General features: G+C 69.5%; 13 protein-coding genes. 6 read left to right on the top strand and 7 right to left on the bottom strand.

The annotated features are described in order from the left end of the window. Positions 1-9 precede the first annotated feature (9 nt). From SMA5143A_RS38075 to SMA5143A_RS38065, 3 genes are read left to right on the top strand one after another with little or no spacing between them, the layout of a single operon-like run. On the top strand, positions 10-915 hold the full coding sequence (locus SMA5143A_RS38075; RefSeq protein ID WP_107467371.1) for an alpha/beta fold hydrolase: 906 nt from the start codon (positions 10-12) through the stop codon (positions 913-915). After that, the gene (locus SMA5143A_RS38070) at positions 912-2,441 is read left to right on the top strand and encodes an FAD-dependent oxidoreductase (RefSeq protein WP_107467370.1); all 1,530 of its coding nucleotides are present in this window, start codon (positions 912-914) and stop codon (positions 2,439-2,441) included. Before SMA5143A_RS38075 ends, SMA5143A_RS38070 begins: the two co-directional genes overlap by 4 nt. A 59-nt stretch (positions 2,442-2,500) precedes the next feature. Next, positions 2,501-3,826: an amidohydrolase family protein gene (locus tag SMA5143A_RS38065; RefSeq protein WP_107467369.1), complete on the top strand. Its 1,326-nt coding sequence runs from the start codon at positions 2,501-2,503 to the stop codon at positions 3,824-3,826. 118 nt (positions 3,827-3,944) lie between these two features. Here the strand turns inward: SMA5143A_RS38065 and SMA5143A_RS38060 are convergent, their stop codons facing one another. From SMA5143A_RS38060 to SMA5143A_RS38035, 6 genes are all read right to left on the bottom strand, one after another. Then, positions 3,945-4,562 (bottom strand): TetR/AcrR family transcriptional regulator, encoded by a 618-nt coding sequence (locus SMA5143A_RS38060; RefSeq protein WP_107467368.1) that lies wholly within the window; start codon positions 4,560-4,562, stop codon positions 3,945-3,947. Between the two features lie 212 nt (positions 4,563-4,774). Further along, positions 4,775-5,707: a helix-turn-helix domain-containing protein gene (locus SMA5143A_RS38055; protein ID WP_107467408.1), complete on the bottom strand. Its 933-nt coding sequence runs from the start codon at positions 5,705-5,707 to the stop codon at positions 4,775-4,777. A gap of 355 nt (positions 5,708-6,062) precedes the next feature. Beyond that, positions 6,063-7,229 (bottom strand): 2,3-butanediol dehydrogenase, encoded by a 1,167-nt coding sequence (locus tag SMA5143A_RS38050; protein WP_258193978.1) that lies wholly within the window; start codon positions 7,227-7,229, stop codon positions 6,063-6,065. Next, the gene (locus tag SMA5143A_RS38045) at positions 7,226-8,566 is read right to left on the bottom strand and encodes an MFS transporter (RefSeq protein ID WP_107467367.1); all 1,341 of its coding nucleotides are present in this window, start codon (positions 8,564-8,566) and stop codon (positions 7,226-7,228) included. Before SMA5143A_RS38045 ends, SMA5143A_RS38050 begins: the two co-directional genes overlap by 4 nt. 31 nt (positions 8,567-8,597) lie before the next feature. Beyond that, on the bottom strand, positions 8,598-9,131 hold the full coding sequence (locus SMA5143A_RS38040) for a 2,4'-dihydroxyacetophenone dioxygenase family protein (RefSeq protein WP_107467366.1): 534 nt from the start codon (positions 9,129-9,131) through the stop codon (positions 8,598-8,600). Between the two features lie 303 nt (positions 9,132-9,434). Further along, complete coding sequence (locus SMA5143A_RS38035) at positions 9,435-10,040, bottom strand: TetR/AcrR family transcriptional regulator (protein ID WP_181362218.1); 606 nt, start codon at positions 10,038-10,040, stop codon at positions 9,435-9,437. 250 nt (positions 10,041-10,290) lie between these two features. Between SMA5143A_RS38035 and SMA5143A_RS38030 the strand changes: the two genes are divergently transcribed. Further along, entirely contained in the window at positions 10,291-11,508 is a 1,218-nt protein-coding gene (locus SMA5143A_RS38030) for an oxygenase MpaB family protein (protein ID WP_107467364.1), read from the top strand. 114 nt (positions 11,509-11,622) lie between these two features. Further along, positions 11,623-13,131 carry an MFS transporter gene (locus tag SMA5143A_RS38025; protein WP_107467363.1) on the top strand — a complete coding sequence of 503 codons (1,509 nt, stop codon included), beginning with the start codon at positions 11,623-11,625 and terminating at the stop codon, positions 13,129-13,131. Between the two features lie 205 nt (positions 13,132-13,336). On the opposite strand, the gene SMA5143A_RS38020 is transcribed toward SMA5143A_RS38025, so the two are convergent. Then, entirely contained in the window at positions 13,337-15,079 is a 1,743-nt protein-coding gene (locus tag SMA5143A_RS38020) for a glycoside hydrolase family 6 protein (RefSeq protein ID WP_107467362.1), read from the bottom strand. A gap of 815 nt (positions 15,080-15,894) precedes the next feature. Here SMA5143A_RS38020 and SMA5143A_RS38015 point away from each other — a divergent pair. Beyond that, the coding region (locus SMA5143A_RS38015; RefSeq protein ID WP_181362212.1) for a glycoside hydrolase family 48 protein at positions 15,895-17,456 on the top strand (1,562 nt) is incomplete at its 3' end.

Raw genomic sequence — 17,456 nt, 5'->3', positions numbered from 1 at the left:
GCCGTTCCCATGAAGTACTTCGTCGCAGCGGGCGAGGACCGCCGGCTCACCGCCGACGCACGGCAGGAGCTGCCCGGCAGTTTCATCGAGCTGTCCGACGGCGTCACCCACTACGAACTGAGGGGCCCCGAAGAGGGCGACCTGGTCGTGATGGCGGGCGGACTGACCATCCCGTTGTTCTACTGGGACAGTCTCGCCACCGAACTCAACGCCCGCGGACTGCGGACCCTGACCTGCAGCGCGTACGGCCGCGGCTACTCGGACCGGGTACGGGCGCGCTACGACGAGACACTGTTCGCGCGGCAACTGGTCGAGCTGACGGAAGGGCTCGGTCTGACGGGACGGCCCCTGCACCTCGTCGGTACGTCCATGGGCGCGCTGGTCGCCATGACCTACGCCGCCCAGTATCCCGCGACGGTGTCCACCCTCACCATCGTCGGGCCTGCCGGTCTCGCGGAACCCCGGCTGACATCACCTCACCGGCTGCTGCGCAGCGACCTGCTGGCCGGCTTCGTCGCCCGGCGGCGTGGCCGTCAGATCCTCCAGGGGCACCTCGGACACAACGTCCGCGACCCCGAACTGGGCGCGGAACTCACCGAGATGGTCCTCGACGCGTTCCGCTTCGAGGGCTCGCTGTACGCGGTCTTCGACACGTTGCAGCACCTGCCGGTCGCCGGCCGGGACGACCTCTTCCGGCAGACGGGGGATCTGGGCATCCCGACGCTGCTGCTGTGGGGTGACCAGGACGAGGTCACGCCCACGGCCCACCTCGACACGGCACGCGCGTTGCTGAAGCCCGGGCGCCATCACGTGATTCCCGAATGCGGCCACATGGCGCCCTTCGAACGGCCCCGAGAATGCGCCGACCAGATCGTCCCGTTCGTGGCCGCTCGCAGCGAAAGGCTCGACTCATGAACGGCCCGCAGCCCATCGACGTCCTCGTGATCGGCGCGGGCCCCTCGGGCTCCGCGCTGGCGATCGACCTCGTGCGCCGGGGACTGGCCGTACGCATCGTCGACAGGTCTCCCGATGCCTTCGACGGCTCACGTGCCAAGGGCATCCAGCCCCGCAGTCTCGAAGTCCTGGAAGACCTCGGTGTCCTGAAGGACGTACTGGCCGGCGGGAGCGTCTACCCCAAGCTCGGGCTGCACGCGGGACCGCTCGCCGTGCCGTGGAAGATGTTCCCCCACAAGGAGGCGACAGCGGATGTCCCCTACCCGAACACCTGGCTGATCCCTCAGTTCCGCACGGACCGCGCCCTGCACGCCCGGCTCGGCGAACTCGGTCTCAAGGTCGAGTTCGGCCGTGAGCTCACCGAGCTGACGCAGGGCGACGACACGGTGTCCGCCCGGGTGTCGAGCGCGGACGGTACGGAGGAGATCGTCGCCCGCTATGCCGTCGGCGCCGACGGTGGTTCCAGTGCGGTGCGCAAGCAGCTCGGCATCGGTTTCGTCGGGACGACGCACGAGAGCGACCGGATGCTCATCGTCGACGCCTCGGTGACGGGGCTGGCCCGGAACCGCTGGCACATGTGGCCCGGCCTGGGCGGCAGGTTCATCGGCGCCTGCCCGCTGCCCGACAGCGACCTGTTCCAGTGGATGATCCGGCTCGCGCCGGACGAGGAACCGCCGTCGGAGAAGGAGGACGTCCTGCGGCGGATCCACGACCACACCCGCGACCGGCGCATCCACCTGCACGACATCCGCTGGACCTCGGTGTTCCGGCCCAACATCCGCCTGGCGGAGAGCTACGGCCGGGGACGTGTCTTCCTCGCCGGTGACGCCGCGCACGTCCACACCCCGGCCGGCGCGCAGGGCCTGAACACCGGCATGCAGGACGGGTACAACCTCGGCTGGAAGCTCGGCCAGGTCCTCGCCGGAGCGGACCCGGCACTGCTCACCACCTACGAGGCCGAGCGGCAGCCGATCGCCGCCGGGGTCCTGGGCCTGTCCACGGAGAAGTGGGGAGGCATCGCCAAGCTCGATCCGTCGAGCATGAAACGAGGCAAGGACGAGCAGCAGCTCGCCCTGACCTACTACGGCGGCCCGCTCGCCCCGGCCGACGGCATGCGCACCGAGACCCTGCGCGTGGGCGACCGCGCCCCGGACGCCGAACTGCGCGACTCCGGCGGAGCCGGAGTCCGGCTCTTCGACGTCCTCCGCGGGCCGCACTTCACCGCGCTCGCCTACGGCCCCCGCGCCGCCCGGGACCTCGAACGGATCGACTGGCCGAGGGCGGGCGCCCCATTGAAGCGGCTGGCCGTCGGACCGGCTGCCGCGGACGGCTCCGCTTTCTCCGACGCCAGGAGCACGCTGAAGCGGTCGTACGGCCTGACTGGCGACACCCTGCTGCTGATCCGCCCCGACGGCTACCTCGGGCACATCGCCACTTCGGACTTCCTCACCACCACACAAACCGCTGCACGCGCCATGACGCCCTAGGCAAGGAGTCGCACCATGTTTCAGCCGAGCCACCTCATCCCCGCTCGGGGGGCCTCCGCGTGAGCCGCGTACTGCTGCACGGAGCGCGGGTCGTCACGATGGTGCCGAATCGACCCGACGCCGAACATGTCGACATCCTCGTCGACGGCGACCGCATCGCGGCCGTCGGCGAGAGCGTCGACGCACCCGACGCCGAAGTCGTCGACCTCTCGGGCCGCATCGTCATCCCCGGCCTGGTCAACGCCCATCTGCACACCTGGCAGACGGCGCTGCGCTCCGCGGGCGCCGACTGGACGTTGGTGCAGTACCTCACCCACCTCCACGGCGAGTGCGTCGGGCACTACGCCCCTGACGACATGCGCATCAGCAATCTCGTCGGCGCGCTGAACCAGATCAACTGCGGTACGACCACCGTCGGCGACTGGTGTCACAACGTGCTGTCGCCCGAGCACGCCGACGCGGCCGTCGAAGGCCTGGCCCAGGCCGGTATCCGGGCCGTCTTCCTGCACGGCACGCCCTACCGGTCGCCGGACGTCCCGCACCCCCTCGCCGAGATCGACCGGTTGCTCGACGGACCTGTGCGCGATCACGCCCTTCTCACCCTGGGTATGGCACTGCAAGGGCCTCAGTACTCCTCGCCCGGCACCGCCGTCGCCGATTTCCGAGCCGGCGCGGAACGCGGTCTCGTCGTCTCGATGCACCAGAGCGGCGGAGAACCCTCATCCGGCTGGGAGGCCGTGCGCGACGCCGGGCTTTTCAGCCCCCTGACCAACGTCGCACACGGGATCGACCTGCCCGACGACTGGGTCAAGAAGCTCGTCGAGGCAGGCGTCACCTTCACCACCACCCCCGAGAACGAACTGGGCCAGGGACACGGCACCCCCATCACCGGCGCCCTGCTGCGCCACGGCGCGGCCCCCTCCCTCGGCACGGACATCGACACGGCCGTGCCCGGCAGTCTCCTCACCGCCGCCCGCATCGCCCTGGCCCATCAGCGGGCCCTGGACCACGCCCAGTACCGGCAGACGACCGGCACGCACGCCGGCACCGCTTCGATCACCGCCAAGCAGGCACTGGCCTGGGCCACGGTCGAAGGGGCCAGGGCACTGGGCCTGGCCGACCGGGTGGGCCGCATCGAGGCGGGCATGCAGGCCGATCTGGTCGCCGTCGACGCCCGGGCACTCAACCTGTGGCCGGCGCACGACCCCATCGCCACGGCTCTGCACGCCGACATCGCCAACATCGAGGCCGTCATGGTTGGCGGGACCTGGCGCAAGCGCGAACATGCCCTGCTCGCACCCGGCCTGGACGACCTCAAACACCAACTCCTCGCGTCCGGCGAACGCCTGCTGCGCCATGTCCGACCCGCGGCCTCCTCAGCCTGACACGCAGCGACAGCACCGGAGCAGGACCTGACAGCAGAGGGTGACGTGCGCAGTCCCCATGTCGGCTACCGCTGCGACACCTGGTCGGCCCCTCGCCCTGCAGAACCGACGATGCGCATCAGACCTCGCGCCTGCGGGCGAGCCCGCTGAGGAGGAGTTCGAGGCCGAAGGAGAACTCCTCCTCGATCGGAACGGGCATCTCGGAGGCGACGGTGAGGGTTGCCGGGAACAGGTCCGGATCCAGGCTCCGGAAGGTGGCCGCCGCCTGTGCGTCCTCGGTCCGGTCCGCTCCCTCGTGCCGGTTGGCCTGTACGGCGAACCCGAGAACATAGCGGGCCAGAGTCGCGTACGCCTGCGCGGCTGTTCGCGGCGGGAAACCGCTGTCGAGCAGCACGGCGACACAACGCTCCCGCAGCGCCATGGCGTTCGGCCCCAGGGGAACCTGCTCGACCAGCAGGCGAGCCGCGTTCCGGTGGCGGGCCAGGGCGTCGAACATGGCATGCGCACCCGTGCGCAGCGCCTCCTGCCAGTCCGTCGACGACGGTTCGTCGACGTCGAACGCCACGAAGCCGAACATACGGTCCACGACATGAGCGACCAAAGCCGCCCGGTTGTCGAAGTGCCGGTACAGCGTGGCCGTGCCCGAACCCAGGCGCTGGGCCAGCGTCCGCATCGAGAGGGCGTCGGCGCCCTCCTCGTCCACGATCTGCAGCGCGGTCGCGACGATGCGCTCCAACGGAACGGGCGGCCGTCCCGGAGAACGCCGAGCCGTTGCCGCACCCGCTGTGGCACGACCAGGTTCTGCCACGGAACGTCTCACCTTCTCCACTCGGCCTGCACCATGACAGCACCACCGTAGCCCGTACGGGGCCCGCCGATCGGAGGAGGCGCGTGATCACCTTGCTCGCCCACGGCGTGCCGAGGCGGCACCCCGACGCGGCCGAAGTTCTAGAGGATGAACGGACGCGTCTCCCCCGGGGTGCGGCCGAAACGGTCCCGGAAGACGCGGGTGAAGTGAGCTTGGCTGGCGAAACCCCAACGGTGGGCGACCTCGGCGATCGTCAGATGGCGGGAGCCCGGATCGGCGAGCACCTGCCGGGCTCTGCCGAGCCGCTGTTCGAGTATGTACCGGGAGGGGCTCACCCCGGTGGGCTGGAAGATACGGCTGAGGTGCCGGGCGGACACGCCGATCGCCTCGGCGACCCGCCCCGCGCTCAGGCCGGGATCGGCAAGGTGCCGGGCCATGTAGTCCTTGGCCACCTCCAGTTGGGAGACCATGGCGGGCGACGCGGAGCCGCCCAGCCGTGCCGTCGCCAGCGTACGGACGAGGTCCAGCACGGTGGCCTGGGTGGTGACCGAGTTCGCGCCGCGCTGCCCCGTGACGCATTCGGCCAGCACGGCCTCCAGGGCGGAAGCCTGCGCTCCTTCGGCGGCCGACCCCCTGCCGAGCAGTATCGGCGCGGACACCTCGTCGGCGGTGCATTGCGCGGCGAACACCTCTCGGGGGATGTCCACCAGCAGCTGACGCATGGGGGACGGGAACCCGAAAAGATACGGTCGTCGCGTGTCGTAGAGGATCAGGTCGCCCGGCTGGAGACTGACGCAGCCGTCCTCATGGAAGAAGACCCCACAGCCCGCCGTCAGCAGGGTGACGAAGATCGAGTCCTTCGGCAGGGTCCGACAGGTGCGTGGGCTGCGTTCGATGATGTGCTCGTTGCCGGCGATCTCGGCCAGCCGCAGGTCCCCCAGCTCCAGGTTCGTCTCGGTGGCCACCAGACCGTGTCGCGAGTACGTCGAACAGGTCAGACCCACGAGAGCCTGTCGGTTGTGTTCCTCCCAGAAGTCGATGCGATCCGCCGGATCGACCGACTGCGTGGACACGCGGGAGACGATAGGCGCGTTCACCTGAATCTCCTTTCCAGCCCGGGCATCCGTGATCACGCTGGGGCAGGACCGCTCCGCCATGGGGGGGCAGGTGCTGTCTCGGGGCGAGGCTACCCGCCGGTGCGGTGCTGCGTCACGGGTAGGACACCGAGGCCGAACCGCCCGGCCGAACCGGTCCCGTCCGGGCACAGCCCGCGCGGGCAGGCCCACGGCAGGGAGCGCGGCGGCCGTGTCACGTGCCGCCCCGCTCCCGCGACCGCCGTTGATCTGCGCCCGGCCGCTGACCGCTCAGCCGGGAAGCACCGTCCGCTCGGGCGGCCGGTGGCCGGCCTCGCGGCTCACTCCTGGGCGGTCATTCGCTGGTCTCAGGCTCTCCTCCCCCGGGCTGAGGTCGTACCCGTCGCGTCCCGGCCGATGCCTCGGGGGAGCCGAGTCGGTCACTGCGCGCGGCGAGGTCGACAAGGATCTTGATCTGGTCTCCCGGGCCGTCCAGCAGCGCCTCGAAGCCGTCGGGGACCAGGGTGTCGAGGGCGATGGTCGAGGTGACGAGCGGTGTCAGGTCGAGCCCACGTTCCGCGACGAGCCGGATGAGTTCCGGATAGGTGTCGCGGTAGCCGACACTGGCGATGATCGACTGCTCGTTGTTGACGAGCGCGAAGGAGTCCAGGGACATCTCCTGGGCCAGGCCGACCAGGACGACCCGCCCGCCCCGCCGAGTCGCGTCCAGACACGTACGCAGGGTGCTCTCGGACCCGACCACCTCGAAGGCGACATCGACGCCCTCGCCGCCGGTCAGTTCACGGATCCGCTCCCCCACACCCTCTCCCAGGCGTGCGTCGATCAGATCGGTCGCGCCCAGTGCGGAGGCGCGGTGCAGCCGCGCCGGGGACACGTCGACGGCGACGATGCGCGGCACCTCGCGTTCCGCGGCGAGCCGCACCGTGAGCAGGCCGACCGGGCCGAGGCCCACCACCATCACGGTCCCGGGTGTGGTCCCGGCGCGCCGCAGCGCGTGCAGGGCGACCGACGCCGGTTCGAAGAGCGCGGCCTGCTCCAGCGACACGTTCTCCGGCAGGCGGTGCGCCATGTAGGCCGGCACGGCGGCGTACTCGGCCATGCCGCCGTTCCCCATCAGCCCCGCGAATCCGAAGTGCCGGCAGATGTTGTACTCACCCGCCCGGCACCGCGGGCACCGCCCGCATCGGTAGTTCGGTTCCACCGCCACGCGGTCACCGCGCGTCAGGCCGGTCACCGACGGGCCGAGCTCCACCACCGTCCCGCAGAACTCGTGGCCGAGGACCAGCGGAGCTCTGGCGCCCGAGGCCGGATGCGGCTCGGCGACGGGAATGGCGTGCGGCCCGTCGGCGTACTCGTGCAGATCGCTGCCGCAGATGCCGCTGAAGGCGACCTCGATGAGCACCTCGCCGCGCCCGGCTGCGGGTATGTCCATCTCGGCTATGCGGACGTCCTTGGCTCCGTACCAGACAGCGGCGCGCATACGCTGCGTGCCGGCGCTCATTCGGCCGCTCCCGCGACCACCGGGCCCGGTCCGAGCGCGGCTGCGGCCCGCTCGGCCCGCCGACGCAGCACCCGCGGCGCGGTCTCCCGCAGCCCCAGGGACAGCAGGGCGACCACGATGGCGCCGCCGGCGGAGATGAACATGGCCGTCTGCAGCCCCCAGGCGTCCGACGCGCGCCCTGCGATCACCGGGGCGAGGAAGCCGCCGGCCAGTTCGCCGACTCCCATGACCAGACCGAGCGCGGTGGCCAGCGCGCCGCGGGGCACCGTCTCGGCGGGGATGGTGGCCATGAACAGGGTGAAGCAGCCGAGCCCGGTGTAGGTGAGCACGACGGCCAGGCCCAGCAGCACCGGATCGGTGAGGTAGACCATCGCGAGGGGGCACAGGGCCGCTGTGACGGAGAAGGCGATCATGGTCGGCTTGCGGCCGACGCGGTCGGAGACAGCCGGGGTGAGGAAACCCCACAGCACCCATCCCACGCCCAGACAGGTCATGACTCCGCTCATGGTGCTCGGGGAGAAACCCTTGACGGTCAGCAGGTACGAGGGGGTGAAGGTGACGATGACGATGAACCAGGTGAGGAAGCAGCAGGCGATCGCCATGCACAGGACGATGTTGCGATGCCCGAGAACCTCCCGAACCGACGGCTTGGGGCCGGCTGGCGTGTCGGGCACGCCCGCGGCGGTGGTCCGGACACGGCCGCCGGGCGGTACTTCCCTGACCGCCTTGGCGATCCACACGGCGATGAGCACACCCGGCACGATCGTCACGAGCAGGGCCGTTCGCCAGCCGTGGGCCTCGGCGATCCACACCACGGCCAGCGGGGCGAGTATCCCGCCCATCAGGCCTGCCGAGGAGCCTTGCAGCAGCCCCATGTTGAGACCGCGACGGCTCTCCCGGGAAGCCTCCACCATCAGTGACTGGGCCAGCGGCAGCACGGCTCCCTCCGCCACGCCCATCAGGGCTCGGGCGAAGAGCAGTCCGAGGAAGCCGGTCATCAGGCCGCCCGCGGCGGAGAAGCAGGAGAAGAGGACGACGGCGGCGATCAGAATGGGTTTGCGTCTGCCGAGCTTGTCCGACAGCCGGCCGGCGACCAGGCCGGACAGGGCCCATGTGAGGGCCAGCACGCCTGACAGTGTGCCCAGTTGGGTGTTGGAGAGGTGGAAATCCTTGCCGATGTACGGGGCGAGGAAGGGCAACGCCTGGCGGTCGAAGAAGACGAATCCGAAGGCCAGGAAGAGGATCAGCAACAGGCGGTTCTCATAGCGGTGTGCTGGTCCGTCGAGGACGGTGGGTGTTTCTGCGTCGGGCCGGACCCGGGTACGGATACGTGGCATCGGAACCTCGTTCGAGCGGTGGGACCCGGGGTCACCGGAAGAGAGAGTTGACGTAGTCGGCACCGATGCCGACCTTCTCGTAGTGGTTCCGGCACAACTCGATGTAGTCGTGGACGTCGAAGTAGCCGACCGTTCCGCCGTCCTCGTCCAGCCAGATCAGCGGCCCCTTGACGATGAAGAACGCCTTCATCGGCTCGTCGCTCTCGTAGGCCACCAGGGTGTGTCCCTCTCCCGGCGCCTCGTAGACGAAGTCACCGGCCTGTGCGGTCCAGGGTCGCTCCAGGTAACCCCACTTGCCGGAGATCGTGTACGCGAACACCTCATGCGGGTGGTAATGCCGGTTGACGAGTCCGGCCTGCCTGGCGCAGAGGATGTCTGCCCAGGAGTTGTCCTTGACGTTGATCCACAGCGGGCGCGATCCGACGGTCTCGCTGAGCGGCGCGTAGTACCGGTCGTCGTCGGTGGCCACCTGGGACAGATACACCTCCGGCTGGGCGTCGGGCTTCACCGAGTCGACGATCGGCTTGAGGCCCTTCCAGAATTCCGACCTGGCTTCCTCGGGCATGTTGCGGCTCCTTTTCGTGAAGGTGGCCGACAGTGAACCCCCAGAGCCGGGTCCAGGTCTTTCCCGAAGGAGACATGGCGGATTGCCTGTTTGGGACATCCCCCTCGCCACACGCGTAGACCGCCCGAAGTGGTGCGGCCGGGTCTGCCGCAGAAAACCAGCGAGCGCCGGGCGCACCGGCTGGTGGGCCGCGGTCGCACAGGCAACCGGCGACGCCGCCCATGAGCGCGGTGTCGATTCCGGTGCCGAGCGGACCGACACCGCAGGCGACTGGGCCGTCCGCGGTGTCGACAGCGCACGAGCTCATCGGCTCCTTGGCGCACCCGTCGCGAGCAGCCCGTTGACCACGAGCGTCGCCAGCGCCTCCGCCGTGCCCGTCAGCTGCTGGGACGAGGCGGGCTCGGGCCTGCCCAAGCGCCGCGCCAGAGGGCCGTCCACCATTCCCGCGACGGGCGGAACGACGGCGAAGAACAGCACGTCCATCGGGACGGGCGCCATGCGTCCGGAGGCGACGAGCCGTTCGATGCTGGGCGCCATGAGCTGCAGAGTCGGAACGATGTGCCGCTCGTACAGGTAGTCCAACCGTTCGGTGTCCCGGGACGACTCGTCGACGAGGATGCGTCCGATCAACGGAGTGTCCGCCGCGGCACGATAGAAGCCGGCGATGATCTGCCGCAGCCGATCAGCGTCGTCGACCTCGGCATCCTCCTGCGGCAGGCCCACCGTTCGCGGCCCCAGCGCGTGGTCCATCACCGCACGCCAGAAGGCTGCCTTCGAGCCGTACCGGTCGTTGATGAAGTTGTGGCTGACGCCCAGACGGCGGGCCAGCTCACGTGCGGAGGCGCGGTCGTAGCCGAGCTCCGCGAAGGCCTCGAGGCCCCGCTGGAGGATGCTCTCCCGCCCGGGCACCGCCGGAGTGCCGGCACCGGGGCGCCCGGGCCGCCTGACGGACTCGGACTCAGTTCGTACTCCCATCACTGCCTCCATGACTCTCGAAGCGCCTTCTCACGAGAACACCTTACTTGACACCTGTCAGATTGGAGCTAATCTGACAGGTGTCAGAGAACGTCTGTGGCAGACCTCCCCACCTTCCCGACCGGCTCGGAGAGCCGCGTGCGCCCGACGCTCCGGGTCGCGCCTTCTCGGAAATGAGAGTCACATGACCGCGCACCACACCCCCCACACCGCCTCCGAACACGTGAGCACTCTGGAAGCGGTGGGCCACCGGCCCTCCCTGAAGGCGGAGCGCATGGCGTCGCTGCTCACCGCCGGGGACCCGCTCGCCGACGCCGTCATCGCCGAACTGGACGCCTACGGCCACAGGGCACGGCAGGCGCTCAATGCCGGCCTGAGGAAGGGGCTGGCAGGTCTCGACGAGCAGCCCCCGGAAGCCGTTGCCGCACTGCTGAAGCAGGTGGAGACGCCCCCTTCCTGGGCCGACCCCCTGATGCTCCACCGCGGCGATGTCGTGAGCCTGTCCGTCCCGCCCATGTGGTTCGGGCTCTGCGCGATCACCAGCGCGCTCGTCCACACGTACGCCTCGCCGGCCGCCGCACGGCTGCTGATGCGAACCGACAGGCCGACTCAGACCGCTCCGCGCCGGCTCGTGGAGGCCGGGGTGTGGGCACGGCAGACCATCCGGCCGGGTGGGCTGCTGCGCGGTGGGCCCGGGTACGTGGCCACCCTGGAAGCCCGGCTGCGCCATGCCCGCCTGCGGGCCACAGCCCTCACGGACTGGGACATGGGCATCCCGGGCCTGCCGATCGGCCAGCTCGACATGGCGCGCACCTGGCTCGGCCACACCTTCGTCGCCCACCAGGCCCTGGCCGCCGTCGGCATCGACGTCACCGGCGAGGAGGAGCGCCGGCTCTACCGGTACTGGGCGTACGTCGCCCATCTCCTGGGGGTGGACGAGAGCCTGTACGAAACCGTCGCCGACCACGCCGGCGCCCGCCGCCTACAGGACTTGCTGGACACCATGGCTCCCTCCCCCGACGACACTTCACGCACCGCTGCGGCTGCCGTGATCGGCGCGCAGGCCCACGCGACGGCCCAGGCACCCGGCGCCGTCCTGTCCGAGGAGCAACTGCGCGATCTCATCCATTGCGTGCTTCGACGCTCCCTCGGAGACACGGCGGCGGATCAGCTGCGCATCCCCGACGTCCCGGCCGTGATCGACCTCATGCCGTTGATCAGCATGCTGAACCGTCAAGCCCGGCAATGGCAGACCTTCTCCCCCGCCTCGGCCCAGGCAGCTCGCCGGCAGGCCGCCGAAGAGGCCGGGCCCGGAACGGAACCGATCACGGCCGTCCTTGCCCTCGGTGTCGCCTTCCGGCGTCGCGCAGAAGTCCGTCATTCGGGTACGCCGGCGGCCTGACAGCCGGCCGATCACTGACCGCATCACGTGACGAGCTCCGACGAAGCAGCCGTCCGCGTCGCACCACCGCACCTTCCTGCCCCCTTGGACACTTCGTCTGGAGATTCCTCGTTCATGTCTCGAACATCCCTCGACGCACCAGGCACGGCCACCGTGTCCCCGCTGCCGTCCGCCTCCGCGTCACCTCGCCATCGCTGGTCGATCCTCGCCGTCATCGGCGTGGCCCAGCTCATGGTGGTCCTCGACGCGACGATCGTGAACATCGCGCTCCCCTCGGCCCAGCAGGGCCTGGGCTTCTCCGACGGCGACCGGCAGTGGGTCGTCACCGCCTACGCCCTCGCCTTCGGCAGCCTGCTGCTGCTCGGCGGACGCATAGCCGATCTCTTCGGCCGCAAGATGACCTTCCTGGTCGGGCTGGTCGGTTTCGCCGGGGCTTCCGCCCTGGGCGGCGCCGCCGCGAACTTCGAGATGCTGGTGACCGCACGCGCCGGCCAGGGACTGTTCGGCGCCCTGCTCGCCCCGGCCGCGATGTCGCTGCTCACCACGACCTTCACCGACCCCAAGGAACGCGCCAAAGCCTTCGGCGTCTACGGCGCCATCGCCGGTGCCGGAGGTGCCATCGGCCTACTGCTCGGCGGTGTGCTCACCGAGCACCTCGACTGGCGCTGGACCCTCTACGTCAACCTTGTGTTCGCCGGAGTCGCCTTCATCGGCGGCGCCCTCCTGCTGCACGGTACCCCCCGCGACAAAACCGCCCGTCTCGACATCCCCGGCGCCATCCTCGTCGGCGGCGGCCTGTTCAGCCTGGTCTACGGCTTCGCCAATGCCGAGACCCACGACTGGGACTCCTCCCAGACCTGGGGCTGGCTGACCGCGGGAGCCGTCCTGCTCGCCGCGTTCACCGTGTGGCAGACCAGGTCCTCCCACCCCCTGCTGCCCCTGCGCGTCCTGCTCGACCGCAACCGCAGCGCTTCGTTCATCGCCGTGCTGATCAGCGGCGCCGGCATGTTCGGCGTGTTCCTCTTCCTCACCTACTACCTCCAGCAGAGCCTCGGCTACACCCCCCTCGAGACCGGGCTCGCCTTCCTGCCCATGACCGGCGCACTCATGGTCACCTCCGCCCTCGCCACCAGCGTGCTGCTTCCCCGCATCGGCCCCAAGCCGGTCGTCCCGCTCGGCATGGGCCTGGCCGCCGTCGGCATGGCCTGGATGACCACCTTCGACCTGAACAGCTCCTACGTCACGGACATCCTGCCGACCCTGATCGTGACCGGTTTCGGCCTCGGCCTGGTGATGCCGCCGGCCATGGCCCTGGCCACCGCGGGTGTGGACGCCGAGCACTCGGGGGTCGCCTCGGCCACCGTGAACGCCATGCAGCAGGTAGGCGGCTCGATCGGCACCGCCCTGCTCAACACGCTCGCCACCGGCGCCGCCACCGACTACCTGGCCGGCGAGGACCCCAGGGATCCCGCCGTGCGGGCCCAGGCGGGTCTGGAGGCCTACTCCACCGCCTACTGGTGGTCGGCCGTCTTCTTCACCGTCGGCCTGGCCATCAGCGTCATCCTCTACCGCCGCGGTGTACCGGAGCAGGACCCCGACGTGGCACCCGTCGTCCACATGTGACGCCCGAGCGACGGCTGTTCGGGCGGTGAGGTGTCCGTCCGGCCCCGGGCGGTCACGTCGAAGACGACCCTGCGCTGTCCGGTGACCAGCGCCGGTCCCGGGGGCTCGATGGCAGCGCCGCATGCTCGCTCTGGAGCAACTCGACTCGCCGGGGCCACAGTCGAGATCCGGCTGGGGCCCCGGCGGAGTCGCCCTCCTCAGCGGATCACGACAGCGGCGGGTAGGCGTTCTGCATCAACTGCTGAAACTGGGCGGGGAACCAGTGTCCGGCGAGCGGTGCGTTCGGCAGTGCGCCGGTCGGGTTGTTGCCGTTGCGCGCGTTGCCGCCGTAGGTCGGATCGCACATACGGTCGAAGCCCTTGCCCTCGTCGTTCGGGATGGCGGCGCTGTTGCCGTCGGACTCACCCGGCGGCTTGACCCATACGTAGGCATCGACTCCGGTGGCGGGGGCGGCGGTGGGTCGCTGACCGATTCCGGCACCGCTCTGGTTGCACCAGTTGCCGGCGTGGATGCGCCGGTCGATGCGGCCGCCGTTGACGTAGGCGTCCACGGAGGTCAGCGGACCGGGGCCGGCGGGCCGGGCGGATCCGCCCCAGCCGTTGCGCGAGGTGTCGATCAGCATGCCGAGACCGGAGTCGAACCCGGCCGCCACCAGCTTGTCCCGCAGCCCGAGCGCGAACGACTGCTCATCCACATACTGGTTCCAGTCCACCCACTTCGCCTGCCGTATCGTCTGCCCGTTCACCATGTCGGTGACCTTGAAATTGGGCTCCTTGACGGGGCTGTAGTTGGCGGTGTTGACGATGAACCCGGCCACATCGCCCACGCTCGCCCCGTTGGTCGTGGCGACCTTGTAGAACTCCTGCACCGACGGGCCCAGGTTGCTGTCCCAACCCAGCCACCCGTGGTGACCGGCGTCGATGTAGTTGTAGACGTTCGCGAGGGCGCCGAGCTTGTCGAGCGCGTAGGAGACGCCCTTCTCGTAATTGCCGTTGCTCTTCATGGTCACGCACGCGTCGGTGGTGGTGTTCGTGCCACCGGCGTTGGTGATCAGGTTGGGCAGCGAGTCGGGCTCGATGACGGTGGCGATCCGCAGCCCCGCGTACTTCGACTCGGAAAGGATCGAGGTGATCGGGTCGATGTACTGGCTCTTGTACTTGTCGAGGTCGTTCGGCCCCAGTTCGCCGTTGGAGGCGAGGGCGGCGCAGTCACGGCCCGGCAGGTCGTAGATGACCAGCTGGACGACGAGTTCACCGCTGCCCTTCTGCTTCAGCGCCTCGTCCAGGTGGGCGCGCAGGCCCATGCCGCCGTTCACGCCGTTGATGGCGGCGATCCGGTCCAGCCACACGGCGGTGGGCTGGTTGGAGATGCGGCTGCCGCCCGGTTCGGCGGCCGCCTTCGCGGACCACTCCGGGTTCACGTAGACCTTTGCGCCGACATAGGGGTTGGCTGCCTTCGGCCCACCCGGACCGGGATCCGTCGGCCCCGGGTCCGTCGGTCCGGGGTCCGTCGGCCCCGGGTCGGTCGGCCCACCGTCCACGTTGCAGGTGACTCCGTCGAGCGTGAACGTGGCCGGAATCGCGTTGGTCCCGCTGTAGGACGCCTGGAAACCGAAGCCGACCGAACCCCCGGTGGGAAGCGAGCCGTTGTAGCTCTCGTTGGCGGCCGTCACGGACGAACCGCTCTGGCTGACCTTCGCGTTCCAGCCATTGCTGATCTTCTGGTTTCCGGCATACGACCACTTCAGCGACCAACTCGACTTGGCCGGGCCGTTGTTGGTGATGGTGACGGCGGTGGTGAAGCCGGTGTCCCACTGGTTCACCTTGTAGTCCACGGTGCAGGGCGCGGCCGCGGCGACGGCGCCGGCCGGTGCCGCGACGAGTGCGGCCGCCGAGGTCCCGCTGAGCAGCGCGAGCGCTGCGAGCAATGAGGTTTTGCTGCGACTCATGATGACGGGGTTCCTTCCGGTTGGAGGATTTCTCCGCTGATGGAGCACGCGCAGGTGATCGCGCGCCTTGATCCGTACTGGGTCGGCGTGGCGTCCCGACCGATGGGCAGGGACGGTCTGGAGCAGCGGTTCACCCACGACCGGCACTCCGGATACGGGACAGGACGGGGACTCGGTTCTGGGAGCGCTCCCGATGCGGCGGTCAACGGGTGGGTCTGCCGCCGCCCCCGCGTTCGAGCATCGTCCGAGGAGTGAAGGCATCCACTCAGAGACAGGGAAGCCTGAGCCGACCTTCGCGTCGGTCGACTCGTCCTGTTCTCATTCGGTGCGCAACCATCGGCGACAACCGGCGGCGAGCCACCGAATGCCGGGCGTGAGCTGGGAACTTCTCATCGAAGCGGATGCTTTGAGCCGTGGTCCCACTGCCCGGCGACGGCGCTTTCCGCACTGCGGCGGCGCGTTGCTCCCTGAGGCCGGATCATGGGAACCACCGCTTGGGCGACGAGTGTCTCGGCGCGTGCGGTGACGAGGAGAAATGAAGGTGGGGGGTGTCGCATGAGCGACTCCTCGCAGTGTGGCGCACCGTGTCCGGCGCGTCGACTGATGGGAACCGCTCCCACTGGTGCGAAGGAAGGTAGCGCCAAGTGGCGCGGTTGCCCAGAGGTACGGCTGAACTTCCTTTGAACTCAACCCTTTCGCGTGTACGACTCTTCAAGCTCCTTGACCGCTGCCGCCCTCATCCCCATCATGGGAGCGCTCCCACTGGCCAAGACTTGTGCTTCCCCGTGCTCTGACCCGCTTGGAGGAACCAGTTCATGGATCCCGGACGCAAACGCAGAACCCTTCGGCGGGCGTTGACCGCCACGGCAACCGCTTTGGCCCTGCCCCTGTCGATGCTGGCCACGAGTGCGACGACCGCTCGTGCAGCGGGCGTTCAGTGCAGCGTGGACTACAAGACGAACGACTGGGGCTCCGGCTTCACCACGGACGTGACCGTCACCAACCGCGGTACGGACACCATCGACGGCTGGACGCTGACGTACGCCTACTCCGGCAACCAGAAGCTGATGAACGGCTGGAACGGCAGCTGGTCCCAGTCCGGCCGGAACATCACCGTCAAGGACGCCGGCTACAACGGCAAGATCGCCGCGGGCGCCGCCGTCTCCGCCGGCGCGCAGTTCACCTACAGCGGCACCAACGCGGCGCCCACGTCCTTCTCCGTCAACGGCACTGCCTGCAACGGGGCCCACCAGCCGCCGATCACCGTGCTGACCAGCCCGGCCGCCGGCGCGGTCTACACCCAGGGCGAGGCGGTCCCGCTCGCGGCCACCGCCGCGGCCGCGGACGGCGCGACCATCAGCAAGGTGGAGTTCTACGACGACACCAAACTGCTGGGCACCGACACGACAGCTCCGTACGCGCTGTCCGCCTCAAGCTTGACCGTGGGCAGTCATTCGCTGCTGGCCAAGGCCTACGACAGCCTGGGCGCCTCCGCGGAGTCCACGCCCGTGGGCATCACGGTCGCCTCCGGCCCCTCGGTGGTCGCCACACCTGCGCAACTGGGCGTCCAGCAGGGCAAGTCGGGCGCGTACGAGGTGAAACTCTCGAAGCAGCCGAGCGCGAACGTCACGGTGACGACAACGCGCGCGAGCGGTAACTCGGGCCTGTCGGTGACCGGTGGCGCCTCTCTCACCTTCACGCCCTCGAACTGGAACACCGCCCAGAAGGTGACCGTCACCGCCGACTCCTCCGGCACCGGCGCGGCGACCTTCGAGTCGACGGCCCCCGGCCAAGCCAAGGCATCGGTCACCGTGACCCAGTTGGGAGCGACGAAAGCGTACGACGCCCGTTTCCTGGAGCTGTACGGCAAGATCACCAACCCGGCGAACGGCTACTTCTCCCCCGAGGGCATCCCGTACCACTCGGTGGAGACGCTGATCGTCGAGGCGCCGGACCACGGTCACGAGACCACGTCGGAGGCGTACGGCTACCTCCTGTGGCTCCAGGCCATGTACGGCAAGGTCACGGGCGACTGGTCCAAGTTCAACGGCGCCTGGGAGATCATGGAGAAGTACATGATCCCCACACACGCCGACCAGCCGACCAACTCCTTCTACAACGCCTCCAAGCCGGCCACCTACGCACCCGAGCTGGACACCCCCGAGGAGTACCCGGCGAAACTCGACTCGTCGGTCGCTTCCGGTTCGGACCCGATCGCCGGTGAGCTGAAGTCGGCGTACGGCACGGACGACATCTACGGCATGCACTGGCTCGAGGATGTCGACAACGTCTACGGCTTCGGCAACGCGCCGGGCAAGTGCGAGGCCGGACCCGCGGACACCGGGCCGTCGTACATCAACACGTTCCAGCGCGGTGT

Origin of the sequence: Streptomyces sp. MA5143a (assembly GCF_900290235.1) — a bacterium.
GTDB lineage: Bacteria > Actinomycetota > Actinomycetes > Streptomycetales > Streptomycetaceae > Streptomyces.
Note: the sequence above shows the minus strand (reverse complement) of the source record. Positions and strands in the feature narration are given on the sequence as shown.